Genomic DNA, 21,757 nt, shown 5'->3' with positions numbered 1-21,757 from the left:
CGCCTGGGCGAGGCGGCGCAACCAGGAAACCCAGCATAGACCCGCAAACCGAAGCAGGGGAGTGTAATTTGAGTCGATGATTCACGTCGAGCCCGATGATCCGGCACGTGCGGATGTCCATCAACTCCTGAGCGAACACCTCGCGGACATGTTCGCCACATCGCCCGCGGAAAGTGTCCACGCACTGGATCACGCGGCGCTATCCGCACCCTCGATCACCTTTTGGACGGCCCGCGAAGACGGGACGCTCCTCGGGTGTGGTGCGCTCAAATTCATCGATTCCGCACCTGGCTCGGGGAAGCAAGGCGAAATCAAATCCATGCACACCACTGCCAGTGCGCGGGGGCGCGGCGTGGCGACCCTCGTGCTCAACCACATCCTGGATGAAGCGCGCCGCCGAAACTACGAGCGCATCTTCCTGGAAACGGGTGCCGAGGACTATTTCGCACCCGCACGGCGCTTGTATGTCCGCCACGGATTCACCGATTGCCCGCCTTTCGCCGACTACACCTTGGATCCAAACAGCGTTTTCATGGAACTCCGCCTCTGAACGAACGGAACTCAGGCAGACGTTCCCTAAGCCGCGGGCAGGGCTACTCCGCGTCGCGGCTTCGGAAGGTGTGGTGCTAGTCGGCGAGGATGTGGTAGAGCGCTCGCCGGGCTTCGTCGATCTTTTCCATGGCCGCCGTGCGCTGCTCGTCTGTTGCGGCGAAGCGGAATTGGTGGATGACCCCCATGAGCTTTGCGACGCTCTGGTGAAACGCGGGTCCTGACCCCTCCGGATCGATGTTCCACGCATTTTCCAGCTCCTCGGAGTGCTCCGCTACATAGGCCTTACCGGCATCGGTGAGTGTGAACTCCGTGCGCCGGCCTTCGCCGACGGGTGCAATGAGCTCCTCGTCAACGAGCTGCTGCAGTGTCGGATAGACCGAACCCGGGCTTGGGCGCCACGAGCCGGATGTCTTCTCGGCAATTGTCTTGATGAGGCCATATCCATTGGATGGCGCTTCGGCCAGCAGGGAGAGGATCGCGAAACGAACGTCGCCCTTATTGGCCCGGCGCGGGCCGCCGGGACCAAAGCCTGGTCCAAACCCCGGCCCGAAGCCCGGTCCGAAACCGCGCCCCGGCCCAAACCCGCGGCCGGGTCCGAATCCTCCGTGACCGTGGGGTCCGCGACGGCTCCGACCGCGTCCGAAGCGTTCCATGTCCGGACCGCAAGCTGTGTGCTTGTTGTCGTGAATGCCTTTCATAACGGCATCGTCCTTTCAGTGTTGTGCAGGTGCCCCGGGGGGCCGCAGTTTGTTCTGCGATACTTAACGATATATCGCTGACTGTCGTTAAACAAGAGTCCGTCAAGCCGGTTCATGTCCGGGTGGTAAGAAGAAGATCGTGTGTTCGAAAGGCGGTAGCCCCGTACCTTCCCTCTTGCGTCCGCTCCCGTCCTGTTTAGGGGACCTGGGGGTGGCGGCCTTCGTTGTGCCAGCTACCGTGTCGGCCACGGAGATTGACGCCATGTTCCGGAATGACCGCGGATTGAGGGCAGTCGTGGTGGAACAGGGCGAATCGTTCGGTCTGCTCACCCGGGACCACCTGGAGTTCAAGCTGACCGGCCGGCTCGGTTACGGGCGGGCACTGAATACGAGACGGACGGCTTCGGAACTCTTGCCTGCAGCGGGCTCGCCCATGGCTGCCGAGCTTGACCTGCAGTCCGCCGCGCAAACCGTCCTGGAGCGGCCGGAGTACGAGCGGTACCAGGATCTGTTGGTTCTGAGCGCCACGGGCCCCCGGATTGTCACGGTATCGGACATCTTTGCCGCCGTTTCCGCGCAGTTCCGCCACGCCTCGCTTCACGACCCGCTGACAGGGTTGCCCAACCGGAGGATGCTCGAAGAGCATTGCCCTGACATCGGTGCTAGCGCGGGACTGCCCGGCGTCGGCATGCTCTTCATCGACCTTGACGATTTCAAGTCCGTCAACGACACCTACGGCCACCGCACCGGTGACGCCGCGCTCACCGAGTTCGCCCGGCGTCTGGCACGCAGCGTCGGAAGCTGCGGATCCCTGATGCGCCTGGGCGGCGACGAGTTCGCTGTCCTCCTCACCGACGTCGACGAGGACGCCGCTTTTGCGGTCGCGACCCGCATCCTGGACAGCCTCGAAGGGTCTTTCCTGCTCGATGGGTGCGAACTGCATATCAGTGCGACCATCGGCCTGGCGCTCGGAGTCGACATCATCGCGGAGGACATGCTCGCCGGTCCCGAAGTCCTGCTCCGGCACGCCGACGGCGCGATGCTCCGGGCCAAGCAGGAGGGCAAGCGACGCATCGGCCGCATCGGCCCGTGCCAGGAACCGGCTCCATTCGCGCGCCAGGCGCACATCCGGCGTCGGCTTTCCTCAGCCGTTGAGGATTCGGCCCTGACTCTCCACTACCAGCCAGTCCTGGATCTTGCGACCGGGGAGGACGCCGGCGTCGAAGCGCTCTTGCGTTGGAACGATCCGGAGATCGGTCCGATCGCTCCGGATGAGTTCATCCCGCTCGCAGAACACACCGGGGATATCCATAGGATCGGGGCTTGGGTACTGGACGAGGCCTGCGCCCAGTCCCGCTCCTGGATTGACGCGGGCACACCACGGAACATCGCCGTGAACGTCTCCCCGGTCCAGTTCGCGGGCGGGACGCTTCCGTCCGAGATCCAGGCAGCCGTGAACCGGCACGGAATTCCTGCCCGAATGCTGGAAATCGAGATCACCGAGGGGACAGCGATAGTGGACGTCCCCTCGGTGGCATCGCAGCTGCGTGAACTGATGGATATGGGCCTTGGCGTCGCCTTGGACGATTACGGGAGCGCCTATTCGTCCTTGGCCATGCTTCGGGTCCTTCCGCTGACTACGCTGAAAATCGACAAAGCGTTCATCAGGGACGTAGATAGCGATCCGCACACTGCGATCATTGTCCGAGGGCTGATTCAAACGGTCAACGCCATGGGGGTCCGGGTCACCGCCGAAGGAGTGGAACGCCAGGAGCAATTGAATATTCTGCGGGACCTGGGCTGCGACACTGCGCAGGGTTATTTGATCGCCCGGCCGATGGCTCCCGCGGAATTTAGCATGGTCACGAACGAGATAGAGGACAACTGATGAGTGAACAACTGACAACCATCGAGGTCGAAGAATTCCTGCCGCACGCGCCTGCCACGATTTGGCGGGCCCTCACGGAACCGGAACTGATCGCCCGCTGGTTGATGGAAAACGACTTCCAGGCGATCGTGGGGCACAAGTTCCAGATGCGCGGGATTCCCGTTCCGGCAGTGGGTTTCAGCGGCTTGGTGGCCAGCGAAGTCCTTGACATGGAAACGGAGAAGGTACTGCGGATTTCATGGCGGGACGCACACTCCGGAAACAACCTCGACAGCACAGTGACGTGGTCAATTGCCGCTGAGGACACGGGCTCTCGCCTGTCCCTCGTCCACGACGGCTTCGATCCCAGCGAACCGACGCACGTGGCATCGCACCGCATCATGAGCGGCGGGTGGCGGAACCACGTGCTCCCGCGGCTCGGCCAGACCCTCGCCGAACTCGACAGCACCGAATCCAACAGCTAAGGCAAACAATGCAATTCGTCGTTTTCTACAGCTCGGATCCTTCGGCGCTTCCGGGGCTCCAAGCCGTCTACCCCCGTCATGCCGCATACTTTCAGGCCTTCGCCGCGGAGGGCGGCCTGATCGGTATCGGAACCTTCGACAATCCCGCCGTGAACGGTTCGATGGGCATCTTCACCAGCAGGGAAAGGGCGGAGGAGTTCATCGCAGGCGATCCGTTCGTTCTTGAAGGACTTGCGGTTCCCAGCGAGATCCGGGAGTGGAACGCGCTAACGTTCGGACCGCAGGACTCTGCCTGACATTCGGACACCCTTCCGCGCACCTCACCGGCACGTCTCCAAGACAGGCTGCACCCGGGGCTCGATGCTCCATGCGGCACGGTGCAAAAGCGGTCGCCATCCAACCCCGCAGCCGGGTCAGCCGCAGGCGTCCCGCCGGGCGTGCCGGCACAACAGGCGCCCCCGGCAAAGCACTGCGGCTGTCATTGTTCACGATGCTGATGACTGCGCAAGCCATCATCAACGAAAATTCCATTGTCATCTTCTTCTCGTCTAAGCGCGGAGCCCCGAACTGGTGAACCAGTTAGCGGCTGGAAGAAACCCGGATACTCAAAGGCGGAACCGCCGTCGTTCAAGGTTCTGTTAAAGACGCTAAGCGCTCCGGAAGACGATGTCAGCAGCTGAGCCGCTCCCTGCTTTTCCTAGGACTGGGGGTCCTACCCTCACCGCGCTCAGTCGGAGATCGACGCCGGGCCGACCCGGGTTGCGCGGCCGGAGCGAGAACGAACAAGTGGGCGGATGCGGCAGGGTGCCGTATCCGCCCACAGTCCTCGGTCGGTTTGGGGTTAGTGGCCGGGGCCGCCGGTTTCGGTTGCGGTGACCTTGAAGCTGGTGTCGAGTTTGACGGTGGCGTGCGTGCCGTCGGACTTGGTGATGTGGGCTTCGTAGGCGGCGCTGCCGTCGTCTTCGGTGGTCATGTTCTCCACCGTGGCGCCGGAGTTGGCGGCCAGGACAGCGGCCTTCACCTTGGTGGCGGTGTCACCCGTCAGGTCCGTTTCGTTTCCGTGGTTGCCGCCGTTCGTGGCGGGCGCGGACGGGCTGGCGGTCGACGTGTCGGTGGTTGCTGCGTTCGCGGGCAGGGCCATGGCGGTGAGGGCTCCGCCGCCTGCGACGGCGCCAATCAGGGCCGCGCCCACTGCGATTTTCCGGACTTTGTTCACGATGTTGCTCCTTAGAGGTTCAACTCCGAGGGGTTCGAAGCTGTATCCCATCCTCGAACCCCACACTTTGGCGCCTCTTTACCTGTGCTGTGCCTGAACTGTGACAATTCCGCCTGGCTCACAGGATCCGGTAGCGTGGCACCGCGCGAACACCTAAAGGTTGGTCATCCGTTCTGCCGCGTCGCTGTAGCGGCCGCCCTGCACCTGGATCTTGGAGGCAGCGTCCTCGATCTCGCCCAGCTCCGCAGCGGACAGTTCGACGGCGGCGGCACCGATGTTTTCCTCCAGGCGGTGCAGTTTTCGGGTGCCGGGAATCGGGACGATCCAGGGCTTCTGGGCCAGGAGCCAGGCCAAGGCGATCTGGCCGGGCGTGGCCCCCTTGCGTTCCGCGATGTTCGCAAGCAGTTCGACGACGGCGGCATTGTGCTGCAGCGCTTCCGGCGCGAACCGGGGGATGGTGCTTCGGATGTCGTTGCCCGCATCGAAGCTGGTGTCCGCCGTAATGGTTCCGGTCAGGAAGCCCTTGCCGAGAGGGCTATAGGGGACAAAACCAATGCCCAGTTCCTCGCACGCGGCCAGCACTTCCTCCTCGGGGCGGCGCCACCAGAGGGAGTATTCGCTTTGGACGGCGCTCAGGGGCTGGACGGCGTGCGCCCGGCGGATTGTTCCCGCGGACGCTTCGGACATACCGAAGTGCTTCACTTTGCCGGCCTCGATCAGTTCCTTGACCGCACCTGCGACGTCTTCGATGGGAACGTCGGGATCCACCCGGTGCTGGTAGTAAAGGTCGATGGCGTCGACGCCGAGACGGCGCAATGAACCGTCCACGACGTCCTTGATGACCTCGGGGCGGCTGCTCACGCGCCCGCTCGGCTTGCGTTCGGCGGCATCGATGTCCCAACCGAACTTGGTAGCGATAACTACTTGGCCCTTGTACGGGGCGAGGGCTTCGCCCACGAGCTCTTCGTTGGCGTACGGGCCATAAATTTCGGCGGTGTCGAAGAAGGTCACGCCCCGATCCACTGCGGCGCGGATCAGCGAGATCATTTCCTGTCGGTCCGGCTTGTCGCTGTACCCACCGGTCATGCTCATGCAGCCCAGCCCGACGGCGGAGACCTCCAAGCCATGGGTGCCCAAGGTGCGCTTTTCCATCGTTCGTCCCTCCGAGTTGTGAATCCCAGCGTCGTGAAACAAGATCGAGCTTTGCCGTCAACACTAGGGATAGCTCGGCACGGCAGGGAGTCCCTGCCAGTACCTCTCTCGGAGGTGAGTTCCCGACGACGGCGGGCCGCCGCCGTCGGGCGCTCGGGTGCCGGTCCGGCACTGATCCGTAGTAGCCGTGAACTTTGTCACATAAGCTACTAGGAGAGTAGGAAGAGGTTGGCGGTGCACCCAGAGTTGCGTGGCTTGCGATTTTTCGGCGCGCGCTGGAAGGCGCGGCCCCTTGCCTCCCAGATCCTCGTGTGGTTGCTCTGCATCCTCTTTGTGACAGTCACGTTGGGCGCGCTTCTCTACACCCAGATCAGCAACCAGACCCTCGAGGACCAATACCGGCTCCGGGCGCTGGGGATCGCCACGACGGTGGCGCAGATGCCGGAAATCGTGACGTCCCTGGGGAACGGAGATCCCACGCACTCGATTCAGGCGATCGCGAGCAAGGTCCAGTCCCAGGCACAGCCGGACTACGTCGTGGTCACCGACCGGAAAGGTGTCCGGTACTCCCACCCGAATCCAAACCTCATCGGGCAGACCTTGGAAGAACCCGTCGCAGTCCTCGACGGGCAGACCCATGTCGGCATCGACAAAGGCAGCCTCGGCGACTCAGTCAACGCCAAGGCGCCGGTGCGCGCGGCAGACGGGACCGTCGTCGGGCAGGTTTCAGTGGGAATCCTGGTGACCACCGAAAGCAGCGAGCTCACCAAACAGGTGTTGCTGATTGCCGGCTATTCAGCCGTTGTGCTCGTGATCAGCGCCATGGGTTCTGCCCTGCTGGCGCGCAGGATCAAGAGGGTCACCTTCGATCTCGAACCGGTGGAGATCGCGTCCCTGTTGCAGGAGCGCGAGGCCTTGCTGCACGGCATCCGCGAAGCGATGATCGGGTTCGACGACGACGGCCGGGTCACCGTCATCAACTCCGAAGCGCGCTCCCTGCTCCACTTGGAAGAAAACGTGCTGGGGGAGAAGATCGAGGATCTGCTGCCGGCCGGGAGGCTGCGTTCCCTGTTGACCGGACAGATCAGCGGAACCGACCAGATCGTCATCACCGAGGACGCCCTGCTGGTGGTGAACCGGATGTCCGTTGCCTTGGCCGGAAGGAGCATAGGCTCGGTGGTCACACTGCGCGACCGCACCGAGGTTGAGGGGCTGGTGCGAGACCTTCGCTCTGTCGAAGGCCTTATGGAGGCCCTGCGCGCCCAGGAGCACGAGTACGCGAACCGTCTCCACGTGGTGGACGGACTCCTGGAACTCGGAGATGTGGACCAGGCGCGGAATTTCGTCTCGCGGATTTCGGACACCTCGCGCTCGCTGGGCGAAGGCCTGCGCTCGCGGATCGAGCCGCCGGAGCTCGCGGCTTTGCTGCTCGCGAAAATCACCGTGGCTGCTGAGCAGGACGTCACGATATCGGTCACTGACGACTCGCAGCTGCGCCAACCGTTCCTCGAAACGCAAGCGCTGCTGACGATCGTGGGGAACCTCCTCGACAACGCCGTCGAGATCCTCGCCGAGCAGCCCACGCCCCGCGAGGTGAGCATCCAGTTGGACGATTCCTCGGGCATTTTCATTTGCGTGACCGACAATGGGCCCGGTGTCCCCGCAGAATTGGTGGGCACGATCACCGCCGACGGGTTCACCACCAAGGAACCGCGGCCGGGAATGCGACGCGGGATAGGCCTTGCGCTGGTGAGCAGGATCGTTCACCGTGCAGGAGGCACCATGGATGTTTTCCCGGGCCCCGGGGGACGCTTTGAAATCTGGTTGCCGGAACCCCACATGGAATCCGAAACCCCGGTCATGACAGGACAATCAATCGAATGATCCGCACCTTGGTGGTCGACGACGACTTCCGCGTAGCCCGCATCCACGCAAGCCGCGTGGCCAAAATCGAGGGATACGAATGCGTCGGCGAGGCCCACACCGCGGCAGAGGCCAGGGAAGCCGTGCAGCGGCTCAAACCGGACCTTCTTCTCCTGGATGTCTACCTCCCCGATGAAGACGGAATCAGCCTGTTGCGGTCCCTTCAGGGGGCCGGGGAAAAACTCGACGCCGTCATGATCACCGCCGCGCGCGACCTTGAGACCGTACGGGCCGCCATGCGCGGGGGAGCGGTGTACTACCTCGTCAAGCCGTTTGGCTTCGAGCAGCTGCAGACCCAGCTCGAGGCATATCGGCGGTGGCGGCAGGAGGCGGAATCCCGGACGGTGGCCGACCAGGCGACCGTTGACCAGCTGTTCAGCCTGCGCCGGACGGCTCCACCCTCCAAAGCGCCCCGGCGACTGCCGCCCACGATGCAAAAAGTCCTCGACATGGTTGTTCATTCCACGGAACCCTTGGGTGCCTCGGAGATCGCGGGCAGCGTCGGAATCAGCCGACCTACGGCGCAGCGCTATCTCAGTGAACTCGAACGCAAAGGACTCGTTGACCTGCATTTGGCCTACGGATCGACCGGGCGGCCGGTGAACACGTACTTGCCGCGCAAGGGTTGAGGGCCGGCGGCGGGATATGCTGCAGACGCGGAGCTCGCTCCGCTGGGTCGGCGTCGAGCGCCGTCGGGGATTCTTGGGGGAGAAAGTGAAAATTTGGAGCCTGGCCGTCGTGGCCGCGACCGCGTTCGCCTATCTGGGCGCTGTGCCTGCGATGGCGGCACCTTCGGACGTTCTTGACGTGAGCGGGGTGCCCGTTGGCGTGGTGGTCGGTCCTGACGGCACTGCGTATGTCGGCAACTACGGAGCGGCCGGCGGCATCAGCGTCATACCTCCCGGAGCGGTCCGGCCATCCCGGACCATCAGCACGGGAGGGTTCACGTCAGGCCTGGCAATGGCCCCGGACAGCACCCTGTATGTCGCTGAACGGGACAGCGCCAGCAATCAGTACGACGTGGGCGTCATTCCTGCCGGCGCGACCGGTGTCGCGCGACGAATTCCGGTTTCCAGCGGGAGCCATCTGATCGCCGCTGGACCTGACGGGACGATCTATGTTCCGAACTCGTTGGAGCACACCGTGTCGGTCATCGCGCCGAACGGATCGACCGTGGACCGGACGGTACCTGTCGGAGAAGGGCCGGTGGAGGTCGCGGTCACGAAGGACGGCACCGCGTTCGTAGCAAACCAAATCGCGGGGACTGTCTCGGTCATTCCTTCCGGAGCGAGCGCCGTCTCCCGGACCATTCAGGTCAGCGCGACGTCAGGAAGCACAGAGAATCCCCACGGGATCGCCGCAGGCCCCGACGGAACAATTTATGTCACCAACATCAGTTCCAATCAGCTCGCAGTCATCAAACCGGGCGCTGACACGGTCGCATACCGTATCTTCGTCCCGGGAGGACCCCAAGAGGCAGTCGTCGGCCAGGACGGTACCGTCTTTGTGACCACGGTCCAAGACCGCGTGTTGTCAGTCATCCCGCCGGGCGCAACAGCGGTGGGATCCTCCATCCCAACTGAGAAGAACTCCGGGCATCTGGCGGTGGCTCCGGACGGGACGCTCATCGTGACAAGCCCGGGCAGCGGTATCGGTGACGGCTCAGTGTCCCGTTACGCCGCGGTTGCCCCGGGCGCAACAACCTCCACAACCTCGAAACCCGCCGTCCCCGGCACGCCATCGGGCGTCGGGACTCTCAGCCCCTGGAGCATCATCACCGCAATCGGCGGCGGCGCCGCGATAGTGGCAATCGCCGTCGCGGTCTTCATCGTGGCCGCGGGACGCCGCAGGAGATCCGCCCTTGGCGACCCCAGTAAGCCTCGATCTGCAACCTAAGGGTTGCTCTTTCTTTCAGTTAATGCAACCCTTTAGTTGCAGTAACTGACTGAAAGGACCAGAATCATGACTATGACTGCAAACCAGGCCTCCGTCGTCGACGCCGGCGAATTCACCGTGAGGCGCACCATCACCATTGCGGCACCCATCGAGAAGGTGTGGGCCGCGATCACCGAAGCCGAGCACATTGCGCGCTGGTTCGGACAAACCGCCGTCCTTGACGAGGTGGCCGTTGGAGGCCGCGGTGTCTTCTCTTTCGAGGGATACGGCGCCTTCCCGGTGCTGATCGAGGAACTCGACCCGCCGCGAATGATCGCCTACCGCTGGAGCAACGACGACGCGCGCGGCACCCAGCCGGCCGAGGTCGACCCTGACCACTCGACCGTGTTCCGCTTCACGCTTGAAGTGCTCGACGGCGGAACGCAACTCACCGTCGTCGAGACCGGCTTCGACACGACGAGCGATCCGGCCTTCAACATGGAGAGCCACCGCCAAGGCTGGGACTCGGAGTTGGACGAACTGGCCGCTTATGTCGAGGGTGGGTCGTGACCACGAGCACCCTGGTTCCAGTATTCGCCGCGCTCGGAGACGAGACGAGGTGGGGCATTCTGGCGGCCCTCGGCGAAGGCGACGCATCGGCGTCGGCCCTCGCCGGGCGGCTCCCAGTCACGCGACAAGCCATCGCCAAGCACCTCGCCGTGCTGCAGGAGGCCGGGCTCGTTGAATCGCTGCGCGTGGGCCGCGAACTGCGCTACAGGGTGCTCGGCTCGCAACTGAGCGAAACGGCACGCAACCTCGACCGCATCGGCGCCGAATGGGACCGCCGCCTGTCCACTATCAAGCAGATCGCGGAAGGACTGTAGTTCTTCGGAACAGAGTGCTCTACGTCGAACGCCGGTTGCGCGCCTGGTGCGCCAACTGGATGAAGCCATAGATGAAGACGGCCTCGATAAGCACCATCAACGCCAGCCAGAGCACCTCGCCCGTGCCGATGAAGTCGATGATCCCGACGAGGACAAGCACGGTGCCAAGGACCAGTGCGTAGACGGCGAAACCCAGGGCCACTCGTGCGCTCCGCACGCCCGTACGGAAGCCAAAACCCAAGGGTTCTCCTCCGGGATGGCCTTGGACGCGATCGTGTCCTGCGGGCTTGAGCCTGTCGAACTCATCCCAAGGATCCTGATCCTGATCGGCCATGGCTCCATTATCCCGCGAATGGGGCCGGGTGGCTTGGGGCTTCGTCACCGTGTCAGGGCGTGGCCACATGCGGCACGTTCGGGAAACGCTCGGGAAAGCCGTGAACAATGGGGGCCATGATGCCCGAAGAACTCACCGCTAACCCGCGGGCCAAGGACACCGTAGCCATTGGCGATCAACTGCAAAACGCCGCCTCACGAGCCTCCGCCTCGAAAGTACCCGAGGTCACCGTCTTGTTCTGGGTCGTGAAGATCCTCACTACCGGGATGGGCGAAACGACGTCCGATTTCCTGGTGCACCGATTCGAACCCGAGATCGCCCTGGGCCTCGGGTTCGCGGCATTGGTGATTTCGCTGGTCCTGCAGTTCCGCGTCCGCCGGTACATCCCCTGGGTGTATTGGACCGCCGTCGCGATGGTCAGCGTGTTCGGGACCATGGCTGCCGACGCAGTCCACGTCGGACTTGGCGTCCCCTATCTGGCGTCGACCCTCTTCTTCACCGTGGCGCTCGCCGTCGTCTTCCTGCTTTGGCACCGGAGCGAGAAGACCCTCTCCATCCACAGCATCACCACGCGGCGTCGGGAGCTGTTCTACTGGGCTGCGGTGCTGACCACGTTCGCGCTCGGCACGGCGACCGGAGACCTGACCGCCTACTCGCTGGGCCTGGGCTACCTTGCCTCGGGCATCATGTTCACGGTTGTCATCGCCATCCCGGCGCTGGCCCACTGGCGTCGCCTGCTGGCGGCGATCCCCGCCTTCTGGTTCGCGTACATCCTGACCCGTCCCTTGGGGGCGTCCTTCTCTGACTGGACCGCTGTTTCCCCTGGCCGAGGGGGACTCGACTGGGGCACCGGCCCCGTCAGCCTGGCCCTCGCTGCGGCGATAGCCGTCCTGGTCACGTTCCTGACGATCAAATGGAAGCGTGTCCAAAAGTAGGGATTTCCGGCTTCTTATGGTTGTTCGTATGTCCTGACATATTTGCGTTAATTCTGTCTGCGGTTCACCGCGGATTCATGGGGGAAGACCCGCTCCTTCACCTTGCCCTTGGAAGGTAGTTCCTGCACTTGGGGGACTTTTCGAGACAAGATGAAGGAACACCCATGACCAACCGCTTTCTAGCAGCGGCCGCCGTCGCCGTCGTTGCAGCCACCGCTGTGACCGGCTGCGCGCAAAGCAGTACCGCTTCGGCGCAGAACAATGGCGCCAGCGCATCTCCGGACAAGACGATCACCGTGTTCATCAGCGGGGACACGAACGTCCAGAACCTGTGGGAAAAGAGCCTCGTTCCCGCCTTCGAGAAGGCCAACCCCGGCTACAACGTGAAGGTCACCCTCGATCTGCACGGCGAGCACGATGCCCAGACCCTGGCGAAACTGACCAGCGCGACGGAGCAGAACAAGGAACCTGATTTCGACCTCGTGGACGGCGGCTTTGTCTCCAAGGCCTCTGCGGCCAATCTGCTGACCTCCGTGAACTCGCAGACGATTCCGGCACTGAACGATGTACCGCAGGATGTCATCAAGGCCGGCGGCACCGGCGGCATCCCGTACCGCGGCTCCGCGGTGCTCCTCGCATATGACACCAAGACAGTTGCCACTCCGCCGAAGACCCTCGACGATCTGCTCGACTGGATCAAGGCAAACCCGGGCAAGTTCACCTACAACTCGCCCAAGTCGGGAGGGTCCGGTGGCGCATTCGTTGCCACGGTCCTGGACAAGTTCGTTCCCGCCGACGCCCGCGCCAAGATGACGGTGGGCTACGAGAAGGACCTCGAGAAGTACTGGGACCAGGGCTTCGCGACGTTGAAGGACCTCAACTCATCCGTCTTCCAGAGCGGTGTCTACCCCAACGGCAACCAGCAGACCCTTGACCTGCTCGCCAAGGGACAGATCTCCATGGCCCCGGTGTGGTCTGACCAGTTCATCACCGGCCTGACCAATGGCCAGATCCCGTCCACCGTGAAGGCCACGCAGATCAGCAACCCGTCCTTCACCGGCGGTGCCGCCTACCTCGGCATTCCCAAGTCCTCGCCCCGCCAGGAAGCGGCACTGAAGCTTGCCAACTTCATCCTCTCTCCGGACGCGCAGACCATGATCATCAAGGACATGTCCGGTTTCCCGGCCATCAGCCTGGACAAACTGCCGGCTGACGTGAAGGACAAGTTCAAGGACGCAGACACCAACAACCTGCGCAAGGGCTACTTCGACCAGATGGGCAAAGACCTGAACAACCTCTGGGACCAGAAGGTTCCCGGCCAGTGACAACCACGCTTCACAAGCCGGCGGAACTGGAACAAACAGTTCCGCCGGCCCGTACCACGCGCCCTAAGCGCCTGGGCCAGCGCGCCGTCGGATTCTTCATGGCCCTGCCGCCGATCCTGCTGATCGCGATCTTCGTCGGCTTCCCGATCGTGCTTGCCTTCGGCTTCAGCATCGGCCTCACCGGTGGGTTGAACCACACCATTGCCACCATTGGCCAGAACGTGCACGAGGCGGACTCATGGTGGGGAACGCTGGCGGCATACCAGGAGATGTTCACCAACAAGCGTTTCCTCGGGGACCTTCTGGTTACGGTCATCGTGACGCTGGCCAGCACGGCAACCGTCATCTTCCTGGCCTTGGGCATTGGTCTCTACCTCAAGCTCAAGGGCGGTCGAATGGCCCGGCTCCTCTCCGGACTGGCGATCGTGCCGCTGTTCATCCCGGTGGTCATCGCCTCGTGGGCGATCCTGACCTTCTACTCCGGCACGGGTTTCCTGCGGAGCGTTTTTGCCCTGTTCGGGCTTGACTTCCCGGTATGGGCTTTCACCATGGTCACGGTCATCATCGGCTCGGTCTGGACGTCGCTTCCGTTCGCCGTGCTCATGGTCTCCTCCGGACTGCAGTCCGTGCCGAACGCCATGATCGAAGCCACCCGCGACGCCGGTGCCGGCTCCTTGCGCACGATCGTCTCGGTGATCGTTCCCATGGCGGCAGTTCCCATCATCATCGCGACGACGTTTACGGCCATTGGAATTGTTGGCTCGTTCACGGTCCCGTACTTCACCGGGCCCAATTCACCGAACATGCTCGGAGTGGACATGTCCAACTACTTCTCTGCCTTCAACCAGCCCCAGCAGTCCGCGGTCATGGCCTTCACTGTCTTCCTGATCGCTTCCGGAATCGCCGCGCTCTACGTGTGGGCAAACTTCCGCTCGGCCAACGAACAGGGGAAAGTCTGATGGCTGTCACTACTGGTTCCTCGGTTGCCTCACGGACCCGCCGGCCGCTCACGCTGGACTCTATTGTGCGCGGTGCCGTCGTGGGCCTGTTCGTGGTCCTTATGGTCGTGTTCATCCTCGGCCCCCTGCTCTGGCTGGGCGTCCGCGCCTTCGCGGGCAACTGGACCTTCCCCAACCTCCTTCCCGATGACTGGACGCTGCGCTGGTGGCAGGTGGTGGTCAACGACGGCGCGCTTGGCATCGCGGTGCAGAACTCCTTGTTCTTCGCCCCGCTGACGGTGCTCGTGTCCGCGATCATCTGCTTGCCCGCCGCCTATGCCTTCGCCCGCTTCGATTTTCCCGGCCGACGCTTCTTCCTGATCAGCCTTTTCGCGACCAACGCCTTTCCCAAGATGGGCTTGTTCGTTACCCTTGCGGCGCTCTTCTACGCTTTGAACCTGATGAACACGGTGCTGGGAATCCTCGTGGTGCACGTGCTGGGCACAGTGGTCTTCATGACGTGGATCCCGGCGGCAGCGTTCGCTGCCGTGCCGCGGAACCTTGAGGAAGCAGCCCGCGACGCCGGAGCCTCCACATTGCGCGTGTTCGCCTCAGTGACGCTCCCCATGGCACTGCCCGGGATTATCGTCGCGGCCGTGATGTCCTTCCTGGCGTCCTTCGACGAAGCGCAAGGAACGTACTTGGTGGGTGCCCCGGCGTTCATGACCATGCCGACCCAGATGTACAGCCTGGTGCTGAACTACCCCACCCAAGTGGCCGCCGTCTTCTCGATCCTGCTGGCCATCCCTTCCGTGGCCCTCATGCTCGCGGCGCACAAGCACATCCTCGGCGGCCAGCTCGCCGAAGGCTTCCAGATCAAATAGCGCCCCGCGCTCAATGTCAGACAGAGAACCTACCCATGACAATCCATGAACCATTGACCGAACTGCCCGCCAGCCCCACAAAGCCGGGCACACCGGCGTCGGGCGGTGGCCTGGCCATCCGCGGCCTCCACAAGGTCCTCGGCGGCCGCACCATCATCGACAACCTCGATCTCTCGGTCAAGGAGGGCGAACTGGTGTCCTTGCTGGGGCCCTCCGGCTGCGGCAAGACAACCACGCTGCGCATGATCGCCGGCTTCCTGGAACCGGACTCCGGCTCCATCGAGGTGGAAGGCCAAGAGGTATCGCACCTCGGCGCGGAGAGCCGCCCCAGCGCGATGGTGTTCCAAAACTACGCGCTGTGGCCCCACATGACCGTGGCCAAAAACGTCGGCTTCCCGCTGAAGCTCCGCAAAATGTCCAAGGCGGAGATCAAGGACAGGGTGGAAGCCGTCCTGGAGCTGGTCAGCCTTTTGCATCACAAGGATTCCAAGCCCGCCCGCATTTCCGGCGGCGAGCAGCAACGCGTGGCTTTGGCCCGGGCACTCGTCCAGGAGCCGAAGCTCTTGCTTCTGGACGAACCCTTGAGCAACCTGGACGCGAAACTGCGGGTCAAAGTGCGTGAAGACATCCGCAAGATCCAGCAGGAACTGGGCATCACCACGGTCATCGTCACCCATGACCAGGAAGAAGCGATGTCCATGTCCGACCGCATCGCCGTCATGAATGCTGGCCGGATCGAGCAATACAGCACACCGGAAGCCCTCTATGCCCGCCCGGAAACCGAGTTTGTGGCCACTTTCATCGGCAGCATGAACCGCATCGAAGGCTCGCTCAACAACGGACTTATTGCCACCGGCCCGGACATTCTCGGGATCCGACCCGAGGACGTCATCCTGGCGGACGCGCCCTTCGCGGGTGCGGTCCCGGCAACGGTCGAGAGGGTTGTCCCGCGCGGACACTTCCAGGAAGTGTACGTGCGCAGGGCCGACGCCCAGCTCCGCAGCTTTGTCAGCGGCGAGCTCATGCGGCCAGGCCAACAGCTCTATGCCGGCATCCGCAAGGCCATGACCTTCCGGGACGGACGCCTGGTAGCAGAAGCAGGTGCCGCACTTTGAGCAACACCATTGACACCAAAAGGACCAGCGCCACGGCCCATCGCGGCGACTCCAGCAAACATCTGGAGAACACGCTGCCCGCCATTGCCTCTGCCGTCGACGCGGGTGCGGACCTGGTGGAGGTGGACGTCCGGGTCACGAAGGACGGGCAGGTGATCCTGCTCCACGATGCCTCACTGCTCAGGATTTGGGGCCTCGACGCCGACGCCGCAGACGTCGACTATGACCACGTCAGGCAACTGGGCGCCGGCGAGGAGCGGATTCCCCTGCTTTCCGAAGCCATAGAGCTTTTCCGCGGCCGCCGGTCAACTTTGCTCATCGACATGGACGAGCCCGGCCCCGCAGGGGCGGCTGCCGCCGTCGTGCGCGAAAGCGGCATCGAAGTGGCCTGGTGCGGAAACCTGGACGGAATGCGGATCATCCGCGCCCTTGACCAGGACGCACGGATTTGGCTGCCCTGGAGCAAGAGGACCGCCCCGCCGGAAGAGCTGCTCGCCGAGCTGAATCCCGAGTTCGTCAATTCCGAGCACGTGGTCCTCAGCAAGGACGTGGTGGAACAGATCCACGCCGCGGGGGCCAAAGTTGCGTGCTGGACCATTGATGATCTCGAAACAATGCGCTGGGCCTTGGGACTCGGCGTGGATTCGATCACGAGCAACCAGCTGGACCTGTTGCAAAGCGCCATCGCCGAAGACCCGCAGGTGTGGGATTCGGCCCAGGCTCCCGGGGGACTCGCCGGAGATGAAGTTCTTGAGTCCCGGAAAGTCGCGCTGGAACTGGCCGAATGGGTCGTCGGTTACATGCGGGACGCCGATCGCGGCCAGGTCTCGACCAAGGCGCACCCTGCCGACCTGGTCACGGAAGTCGATGTCGCCGTCGAGCGCCACGTCCGCGAAGTGATTGCCGCCCGCCTTCCCGGCCACACAGTGGTTGGCGAGGAAATGGGTGGAGTCGCGGTGCCCGGCGCACCATGTTGGTACCTTGACCCGGTCGACGGGACGACCAATTACGTGAACCGGATTCCGTGGACGGCCTTCTCGCTTGCCTTGGCTGTGGACCGCAAGCCAGCTGTCGCCGTCGTCGTTGATCCCTGGCGAGGCGAGATTTTCGAGGGGTGGGCGGGTCACGGCGCCTGGCTCAACGGAATACCGCTAGCACTGGCTCCCGGGGGGAGTTCGACGGCGGCCCTGGCCGGAACCGTAGTGGCGACCGAACTAGCGGGACATTTGCCGTGGCCCGGGATGCTGGAACTGCTCGCGGAGCTGGGCGAGCGGCACTGCATCATGCGGATCATGGGTTCGGCGACCATGACGGTGGTGGGCGTAGCCGCCGGACGTGGTGCGGGGGCGATCATCGGGAGTTTCAGCCCGATCGATCACCTGGCGGCGACGCTTATTGTTCAGGAGGCTGGAGGCGTCGTGCTCAACTCCGAAGGCGAGATGGACACGTTCCCGGAACAGGGCGGGGTCCTTGCCGCCCGTCCGGAATTCGCAGCCGAGCTTTACGAATTGTGGAGGCAGACGCATGCCGATGCGGGAGACTGAGCTCCTCTCCGCGCTCGACCGGCGGAGCCGCTTCGAACCGCTCGGGGAGATCCGCCTCGACTTTCCGACCCACCACCCGCAGGGCATGGCGTTCGCCAGGGGACTGACGTTCTTGTCCTCCGTTGAGATCCTCGATCCGCCGCGCCCCGCGGCGGATCCCGCGCTGCGCACTCCCGGACGGGGGAGCGGGCACGTGTTCGTCCTCGGACCGGACGGCGGGCTGCTGCGCGATATTCCCGTGGGCGAGGACGCCGCGTATCACCCCGGTGGTATCGATTTCGACGGCGACCACGTGTGGGTTTCCGTCGCCGAGTACCGGGCCGCGAGCAGAAGCATCGTCTATACGATCGATCCGGACACCTTCGAGGTCAGCGAGCGGTTCCGTGTGGACGACCACATCGGTTGGATCCTCCGCGATCCCGGACTGGACCAGGTGTTCGGCGGAAGCTGGGGTTCCCGGCAGCTCTACACCTGGGACACGGACGGGCGGCTGCTGGATCAGTGGGAGAACCCCGGGCACTTCGTCGACTACCAGGATGCCCAACTCCTGGGCCCGGGCCTCCTGTTGTGCAGCGGTATTTCCCTCTTGCCGGAGGCCGATGGCGGTGTCCTTGAACTCGGAGGACTGGCGCTGGTGGAACCGGTTCGGAGAAGAGTCATTCGGGACGTGCCCATCAGCGTGTTCAGCGGCGCGGGTCACGTCATTACCCGCAACCCTGTCACCGTCACCTCGGATGAATCCGGACTGCTGATTCACGCCGCTCCGGATGACGGCCACGACGACGGCGGCACGCGGATACTGAGCTACAGGATCATTTAACACGGCTGTGACAGGGCGGAAACGGGTCCTGAATGCGGCCTCGGTAGTTTGGCCGCATGATCGTCTCCATCATGTCCAAGGTGAGCGCCTGGATCGAAGCTGCCTACTTCTACGACGCCGCCGAGCTGGGGGCCTCCGGCGCTACTGAAACCACCCGCTACGGCTGGCTCCCGGCCCTCAGCGGTGTGGCCATTGCGGATGCTCAGGCCAGGAAAATGCGGGCTGGGGAGTAGCGAAAACCCCGGGATTCCGGGGTTTTTACGTGGCCAAATGTCTTGTTGGACACACTATTCGTTGATGGCGTGTACTATGCCCTAAACTGCTTCACTGAGGTGCCTGAAATGGCACTATGCAGCAACGAAAGTGAACCACAACAATGGCTACCGATTACGACGCCCCACGCAAGACCGAAGAAGAGTCTCCCGCCGAATCGCTCGAGGCCCTTCAGGCATCGCGCGGCTCCGGTGCCCAGACTGCTGTGATCGACATCGACGAGAACGACACAGCCGAAGGGATAGACCTTCCGGGCGCCGATCTGTCCGGTGAAGAACTGACCGTCATCGTTGTCCCGGAGCAGTCCGATGAATTCACGTGTTCATCGTGCTTCCTGGTCCGTCACCGGTCGCAGATCGCGCTGGAAAAGAACGGCCTCAAGTACTGCCGCGAGTGCGAAGGCTAAACCCCGCACGCAAAGCAGCCCCGCACGACTGGAATCCAGCAACACCACACCAGCCGGGTGGGGCTTTTGCATGTCCCGCCCAGCAGACTTTTGGCAGATCGTGCCCGCACCTCGCGACCCCTCAGCAGTAACCCATCCGGCGTCGTTATCCGGGATAACGAACGGGGCGCGAAACAGCGCCAAAGCCCGGGAAAGACGCGGAATCCAGGCTGCATCATCACGTCGCCGTGACCCTTCGGGAGCTCCACTAACGGTTGGGGGCCGAAGCGGAAACGAAGCCTCCGAAAGGTCCCGGACACTCCTACGATTTGAGGTATCGGATCTCTCAAGTATCTAAGGGGAGTGGGTCCCGGTGAGAAGGTTTCACGCGTGCTTGGGAACAGTCTTAGTGGCCGTCGGGCTCGGCCTCGTGGCTCCGGGACCAGCGTCCGCCGCTCCGTATTGCGGGATTGTGTGGGGATCGCTGGCGAAGTCCAACCCGGCGCTGGCCCAGGCACAAGTGGTCAATGTCAGGACGGGCCCGCAACCATGCTTTGACCGCCTGGTGATCGACCTGAACGGCGCCGTTGCCGGCTACTCGATCCGTTACGTTCCACAGGTACTGCAGGACGGCTCGGGACTTCCCGTTGACCTGAGAGGCAATGCGTTCCTGCAAATCACAGTCAACGCACCGGCGTACTCCGCCGGCGGCAACGCCACGTACAACCCGGCAGACAAGAACGAGCTGACGAACGTCTCGGACTACAAGACCTTCCGGCAGGTGGCTTACGCGGGCAGCTTCGAAGGATACACGAGCCTTGGCCTGGGTCTTCGCGCCCGGCTTCCCTTCAGGGTCTTCACGCTGGCTGGTCCGGGAACGGGATCGCGGCTGGTGATCGACGTCGCCCACATGTGGTGAAGCAACAAACACAGAAGCCCCGTCCCGGGTGATTCCGGAACAGGGCTTCTGGCGCGCTGGAGGGTTACTCCGGAACCACGAGGGCCGGAGTGTCCTTGCGGAGGGTTTCGCCGCGGAAGAAGCCGGGCCGGACGCGGGCCATGATCACCATGACCACCGCTCCGAGGACCAGAATGCCCACGCCGATGATGAAAACGAGGCCGACGCCGAAGATCTCGGAACCGCTGCCGAACGACGGGGACCAGCTGTCCACTGCAGTCTGGATGAAGACGAGGGTCAGCACGACGCCGCCGACCACCGGGAAGAGCAGGCGCATGAAGAAGTTGCGGACGCTGCTGAACACGCTGTGCCGGAAGTACCAAGCGCAGGCAAAGGCGGTCATTCCGTAGTAGAAGCAGATCATCAAGCCCAGGGCCAGGATGGTGTCGTTGAGGACGTTCTCGCTGACCACCTTCATGATGGCGTAGAACCCGCCGGAGATAGCCCCGGCGATGATGGTTGCGAATCCGGGGGAACCGAAGCGCTTGCTCACGGTGGAGAACTTGTGCGGGAGGGCGCCGTAGTGACCCATGGCGAGAAGGCTTCGGGCCGGTGAGGCCATGGTGGACTGCAGGGACGACGCTGTGCCTGCGAGTACGGCCAAGGACATCAGGATGGCCAGGGGGCCCATCACGGGTGAAGCGAGTGCGGCGAAGATGTTGGACTGGTTGTCCGGGTTGTTAAGCCCGATGCCGTCTCCACCGACGCCTGCCACCATCATGGTCGCGACGATCACGGCGACGTAGAGTCCCAGCACGGCGATCGCCGTCGTGGTGCCCGCTTTGCCGGCAGTGCCTTTGCCGCCCTTGGTCTCTTCATTGACCGTCAAGCAGACGTCCCAGCCCCAGTAGACGAAGACTGCCAAGGACATGCCGGCAGCGAATTGCTCAAAGCTGCTGATCTTCGTGGGGTCGAACCAGTCCCAGCTGAAAGAAATGGCCGTAGGGGTGTCACCGGAGGAAGCGTGGGTGAGGGCCATGACGATGAACACGCCCAAGACCACTACCTGGAATCCCACCATGGCGTACTGCACCAGTTTGGTGGCATGCAGGCCCCGGTAGCTGACCCAGACAGCCAGTGCCACGAAGGCAAGGCAGGTGGCGATGTTCAAGGCCTTGTTGGTGGTGAGGTCGGCAAGATCGGGATTGCCGAAGACCTGGGCGAGGAAGAGGTAGAAGAAGTCCACCGCGACGCCTGCCAAGTTGGACAGGACGATGATGTTCGCCGCGAGCAGCCCCCAACCGCCCATCCAGCCGATGAACGGGCCGAATGCCTTGGTGGCCCACGTGAAGGTGGTGCCGCTGTCCGGGGAGTCCGCGTTGAGCTCCCGGTAGGCGAACGCCACGAGGATCATCGGGATGAAGGCGACGATGAAGATCGCAGGCAGCTGAAGGCCCACCGCGTTGACCGCCGGGCCGAGTGAGCTGGTGAGGCTGTAGGCGGGTGCCACGGAGGAAATACCCAGGACGACGACGGCGAGGAGCCCCAGCTGCCCCGTCTTGAGTCCTTTGCCGCTGATGCCGTGTTCGGTGCCGGCGGGATCGTGGGCCTCCACGGTTTTCCTGGCGCTTGGGCGGGTTATTTGAGTCATGTG

The 21,757-nt window shown here is 63.5% G+C and carries 24 protein-coding genes; 19 read left to right on the top strand and 5 right to left on the bottom strand.

Annotation, left to right across the window (positions count from 1 at the left end):
* Nucleotides 1-76 precede the first annotated feature (76 nt).
* Nucleotides 77-550, top strand: coding sequence for a GNAT family N-acetyltransferase (locus BMF89_RS07150; protein ID WP_078106379.1), 474 nt, complete (start codon nt 77-79; stop codon nt 548-550).
* A 76-nt stretch (nt 551-626) separates the two neighbouring features.
* Here the strand turns inward: BMF89_RS07150 and BMF89_RS07145 are convergent, their stop codons facing one another.
* Nucleotides 627-1,250, bottom strand: coding sequence for a PadR family transcriptional regulator (locus BMF89_RS07145; RefSeq protein ID WP_078106378.1), 624 nt, complete (start codon nt 1,248-1,250; stop codon nt 627-629).
* 262 nt (nt 1,251-1,512) lie between these two features.
* On the opposite strand from BMF89_RS07145, the gene BMF89_RS07140 reads away from it, so the two are divergent.
* Genes BMF89_RS07140 through BMF89_RS07130 form a run of 3 tightly spaced genes read left to right on the top strand, consistent with a single transcriptional unit; the run spans nt 1,513 to nt 3,898 of the window.
* Complete coding sequence (locus tag BMF89_RS07140; RefSeq protein WP_139359581.1) at nt 1,513-3,138, top strand: bifunctional diguanylate cyclase/phosphodiesterase; 1,626 nt, start codon at nt 1,513-1,515, stop codon at nt 3,136-3,138.
* Complete coding sequence (locus tag BMF89_RS07135; protein WP_078106376.1) at nt 3,138-3,602, top strand: SRPBCC domain-containing protein; 465 nt, start codon at nt 3,138-3,140, stop codon at nt 3,600-3,602. The genes BMF89_RS07140 and BMF89_RS07135 overlap by 1 nt, the downstream gene beginning before the upstream one ends.
* 8 nt (nt 3,603-3,610) lie before the next feature.
* The gene (locus tag BMF89_RS07130; protein WP_078106375.1) at nt 3,611-3,898 is read left to right on the top strand and encodes a YciI family protein; all 288 of its coding nucleotides are present in this window, start codon (nt 3,611-3,613) and stop codon (nt 3,896-3,898) included.
* 545 nt (nt 3,899-4,443) lie between these two features.
* Here the strand turns inward: BMF89_RS07130 and BMF89_RS07120 are convergent.
* The gene (locus BMF89_RS07120; protein WP_078106373.1) at nt 4,444-4,818 is read right to left on the bottom strand and encodes a PepSY domain-containing protein; all 375 of its coding nucleotides are present in this window, start codon (nt 4,816-4,818) and stop codon (nt 4,444-4,446) included.
* 153 nt (nt 4,819-4,971) lie between these two features.
* A complete protein-coding gene (locus BMF89_RS07115; RefSeq protein ID WP_078106372.1) occupies nt 4,972-5,970 on the bottom strand; it encodes an aldo/keto reductase in 999 nt (332 codons plus the stop codon).
* A 255-nt stretch (nt 5,971-6,225) separates the two neighbouring features.
* On the opposite strand from BMF89_RS07115, the gene BMF89_RS07110 reads away from it, so the two are divergent.
* The 5 genes from BMF89_RS07110 to BMF89_RS07090 all read left to right on the top strand — a co-directional run bounded on the left by BMF89_RS07110 (nt 6,226) and on the right by BMF89_RS07090 (nt 10,652).
* The gene (locus BMF89_RS07110; RefSeq protein WP_078106371.1) at nt 6,226-7,854 is read left to right on the top strand and encodes a sensor histidine kinase; all 1,629 of its coding nucleotides are present in this window, start codon (nt 6,226-6,228) and stop codon (nt 7,852-7,854) included.
* Entirely contained in the window at nt 7,851-8,522 is a 672-nt protein-coding gene (locus BMF89_RS07105; RefSeq protein ID WP_078106370.1) for a response regulator, read from the top strand. Before BMF89_RS07110 ends, BMF89_RS07105 begins: the two co-directional genes overlap by 4 nt.
* An 85-nt stretch (nt 8,523-8,607) precedes the next feature.
* A complete protein-coding gene (locus BMF89_RS07100) occupies nt 8,608-9,789 on the top strand; it encodes a hypothetical protein (RefSeq protein ID WP_139359580.1) in 1,182 nt (393 codons plus the stop codon).
* Between the two features lie 66 nt (nt 9,790-9,855).
* Complete coding sequence (locus tag BMF89_RS07095; RefSeq protein WP_078106368.1) at nt 9,856-10,338, top strand: SRPBCC family protein; 483 nt, start codon at nt 9,856-9,858, stop codon at nt 10,336-10,338.
* Nucleotides 10,335-10,652 (top strand): metalloregulator ArsR/SmtB family transcription factor, encoded by a 318-nt coding sequence (locus BMF89_RS07090; RefSeq protein ID WP_078106367.1) that lies wholly within the window; start codon nt 10,335-10,337, stop codon nt 10,650-10,652. Before BMF89_RS07095 ends, BMF89_RS07090 begins: the two co-directional genes overlap by 4 nt.
* Nucleotides 10,653-10,671: 19 nt before the next feature.
* On the opposite strand, the gene BMF89_RS07085 is transcribed toward BMF89_RS07090, so the two are convergent.
* Nucleotides 10,672-10,986: a hypothetical protein gene (locus BMF89_RS07085; protein ID WP_078106366.1), complete on the bottom strand. Its 315-nt coding sequence runs from the start codon at nt 10,984-10,986 to the stop codon at nt 10,672-10,674.
* Nucleotides 10,987-11,102: 116 nt separating this feature from the next.
* Between BMF89_RS07085 and BMF89_RS07080 the strand changes: the two genes are divergently transcribed.
* From BMF89_RS07080 to BMF89_RS07040, 10 genes are all read left to right on the top strand, one after another.
* A complete protein-coding gene (locus BMF89_RS07080) occupies nt 11,103-11,921 on the top strand; it encodes a hypothetical protein (RefSeq protein WP_253190738.1) in 819 nt (272 codons plus the stop codon).
* A 164-nt stretch (nt 11,922-12,085) separates the two neighbouring features.
* Nucleotides 12,086-13,246: an extracellular solute-binding protein gene (locus BMF89_RS07075; protein WP_078106365.1), complete on the top strand. Its 1,161-nt coding sequence runs from the start codon at nt 12,086-12,088 to the stop codon at nt 13,244-13,246.
* Nucleotides 13,243-14,205 (top strand): sugar ABC transporter permease, encoded by a 963-nt coding sequence (locus BMF89_RS07070; RefSeq protein WP_253190737.1) that lies wholly within the window; start codon nt 13,243-13,245, stop codon nt 14,203-14,205. Before BMF89_RS07075 ends, BMF89_RS07070 begins: the two co-directional genes overlap by 4 nt.
* Entirely contained in the window at nt 14,205-15,068 is an 864-nt protein-coding gene (locus tag BMF89_RS07065) for an ABC transporter permease subunit (RefSeq protein WP_078106364.1), read from the top strand. Before BMF89_RS07070 ends, BMF89_RS07065 begins: the two co-directional genes overlap by 1 nt.
* 35 nt (nt 15,069-15,103) lie before the next feature.
* Nucleotides 15,104-16,183: an ABC transporter ATP-binding protein gene (locus tag BMF89_RS07060; protein ID WP_078106363.1), complete on the top strand. Its 1,080-nt coding sequence runs from the start codon at nt 15,104-15,106 to the stop codon at nt 16,181-16,183.
* Nucleotides 16,180-17,727, top strand: a complete 1,548-nt coding sequence (locus BMF89_RS07055) for an inositol monophosphatase family protein (RefSeq protein ID WP_078106362.1) — start codon at nt 16,180-16,182, stop codon at nt 17,725-17,727. Before BMF89_RS07060 ends, BMF89_RS07055 begins: the two co-directional genes overlap by 4 nt.
* Nucleotides 17,708-18,547 carry a DUF6454 family protein gene (locus BMF89_RS07050; protein ID WP_078106361.1) on the top strand — a complete coding sequence of 280 codons (840 nt, stop codon included), beginning with the start codon at nt 17,708-17,710 and terminating at the stop codon, nt 18,545-18,547. The genes BMF89_RS07055 and BMF89_RS07050 overlap by 20 nt, the downstream gene beginning before the upstream one ends.
* Nucleotides 18,548-18,603: 56 nt before the next feature.
* Nucleotides 18,604-18,780: a hypothetical protein gene (locus BMF89_RS21905; RefSeq protein ID WP_171983423.1), complete on the top strand. Its 177-nt coding sequence runs from the start codon at nt 18,604-18,606 to the stop codon at nt 18,778-18,780.
* A gap of 143 nt (nt 18,781-18,923) precedes the next feature.
* Nucleotides 18,924-19,226 (top strand): DUF4193 domain-containing protein, encoded by a 303-nt coding sequence (locus BMF89_RS07045; protein ID WP_078106360.1) that lies wholly within the window; start codon nt 18,924-18,926, stop codon nt 19,224-19,226.
* Between the two features lie 352 nt (nt 19,227-19,578).
* On the top strand, nt 19,579-20,124 hold the full coding sequence (locus BMF89_RS07040; RefSeq protein ID WP_078106359.1) for a hypothetical protein: 546 nt from the start codon (nt 19,579-19,581) through the stop codon (nt 20,122-20,124).
* A 64-nt stretch (nt 20,125-20,188) separates the two neighbouring features.
* Here BMF89_RS07040 and BMF89_RS07035 read toward each other — a convergent pair whose 3' ends face one another.
* Entirely contained in the window at nt 20,189-21,754 is a 1,566-nt protein-coding gene (locus tag BMF89_RS07035) for an APC family permease (RefSeq protein WP_078106358.1), read from the bottom strand.
* Nucleotides 21,755-21,757 lie beyond the last annotated feature (3 nt).

The sequence above is a fragment of the Arthrobacter sp. SRS-W-1-2016 genome (assembly GCF_002009585.1).
GTDB lineage: Bacteria > Actinomycetota > Actinomycetes > Actinomycetales > Micrococcaceae > Arthrobacter > Arthrobacter bambusae_A.
The sequence above is the reverse complement of the archived record's forward strand: the minus strand, read 5'-3'. Positions and strand labels throughout refer to the sequence as shown.

Coding starts and splice junctions, on each gene's coding strand:
- BMF89_RS07050 (WP_078106361.1), top strand. CDS start 17,708: ATGCCGATGCGGGAGACTGAGCTCCTCTCCGCGCTCGACCGGCGGAGC.
- BMF89_RS07115 (WP_078106372.1), bottom strand. CDS start 5,970: ATGGAAAAGCGCACCTTGGGCACCCATGGCTTGGAGGTCTCCGCCGTC.
- BMF89_RS07085 (WP_078106366.1), bottom strand. CDS start 10,986: ATGGCCGATCAGGATCAGGATCCTTGGGATGAGTTCGACAGGCTCAAG.
- BMF89_RS07145 (WP_078106378.1), bottom strand. CDS start 1,250: ATGAAAGGCATTCACGACAACAAGCACACAGCTTGCGGTCCGGACATG.
- BMF89_RS07075 (WP_078106365.1), top strand. CDS start 12,086: ATGACCAACCGCTTTCTAGCAGCGGCCGCCGTCGCCGTCGTTGCAGCC.
- BMF89_RS07135 (WP_078106376.1), top strand. CDS start 3,138: ATGAGTGAACAACTGACAACCATCGAGGTCGAAGAATTCCTGCCGCAC.
- BMF89_RS07130 (WP_078106375.1), top strand. CDS start 3,611: ATGCAATTCGTCGTTTTCTACAGCTCGGATCCTTCGGCGCTTCCGGGG.
- BMF89_RS07095 (WP_078106368.1), top strand. CDS start 9,856: ATGACTATGACTGCAAACCAGGCCTCCGTCGTCGACGCCGGCGAATTC.
- BMF89_RS07045 (WP_078106360.1), top strand. CDS start 18,924: ATGGCTACCGATTACGACGCCCCACGCAAGACCGAAGAAGAGTCTCCC.
- BMF89_RS07065 (WP_078106364.1), top strand. CDS start 14,205: ATGGCTGTCACTACTGGTTCCTCGGTTGCCTCACGGACCCGCCGGCCG.
- BMF89_RS07060 (WP_078106363.1), top strand. CDS start 15,104: ATGACAATCCATGAACCATTGACCGAACTGCCCGCCAGCCCCACAAAG.
- BMF89_RS07150 (WP_078106379.1), top strand. CDS start 77: ATGATTCACGTCGAGCCCGATGATCCGGCACGTGCGGATGTCCATCAA.
- BMF89_RS07105 (WP_078106370.1), top strand. CDS start 7,851: ATGATCCGCACCTTGGTGGTCGACGACGACTTCCGCGTAGCCCGCATC.
- BMF89_RS07080 (WP_253190738.1), top strand. CDS start 11,103: ATGATGCCCGAAGAACTCACCGCTAACCCGCGGGCCAAGGACACCGTA.
- BMF89_RS07035 (WP_078106358.1), bottom strand. CDS start 21,754: ATGACTCAAATAACCCGCCCAAGCGCCAGGAAAACCGTGGAGGCCCAC.
- BMF89_RS21905 (WP_171983423.1), top strand. CDS start 18,604: ATGATCGTCTCCATCATGTCCAAGGTGAGCGCCTGGATCGAAGCTGCC.
- BMF89_RS07140 (WP_139359581.1), top strand. CDS start 1,513: ATGTTCCGGAATGACCGCGGATTGAGGGCAGTCGTGGTGGAACAGGGC.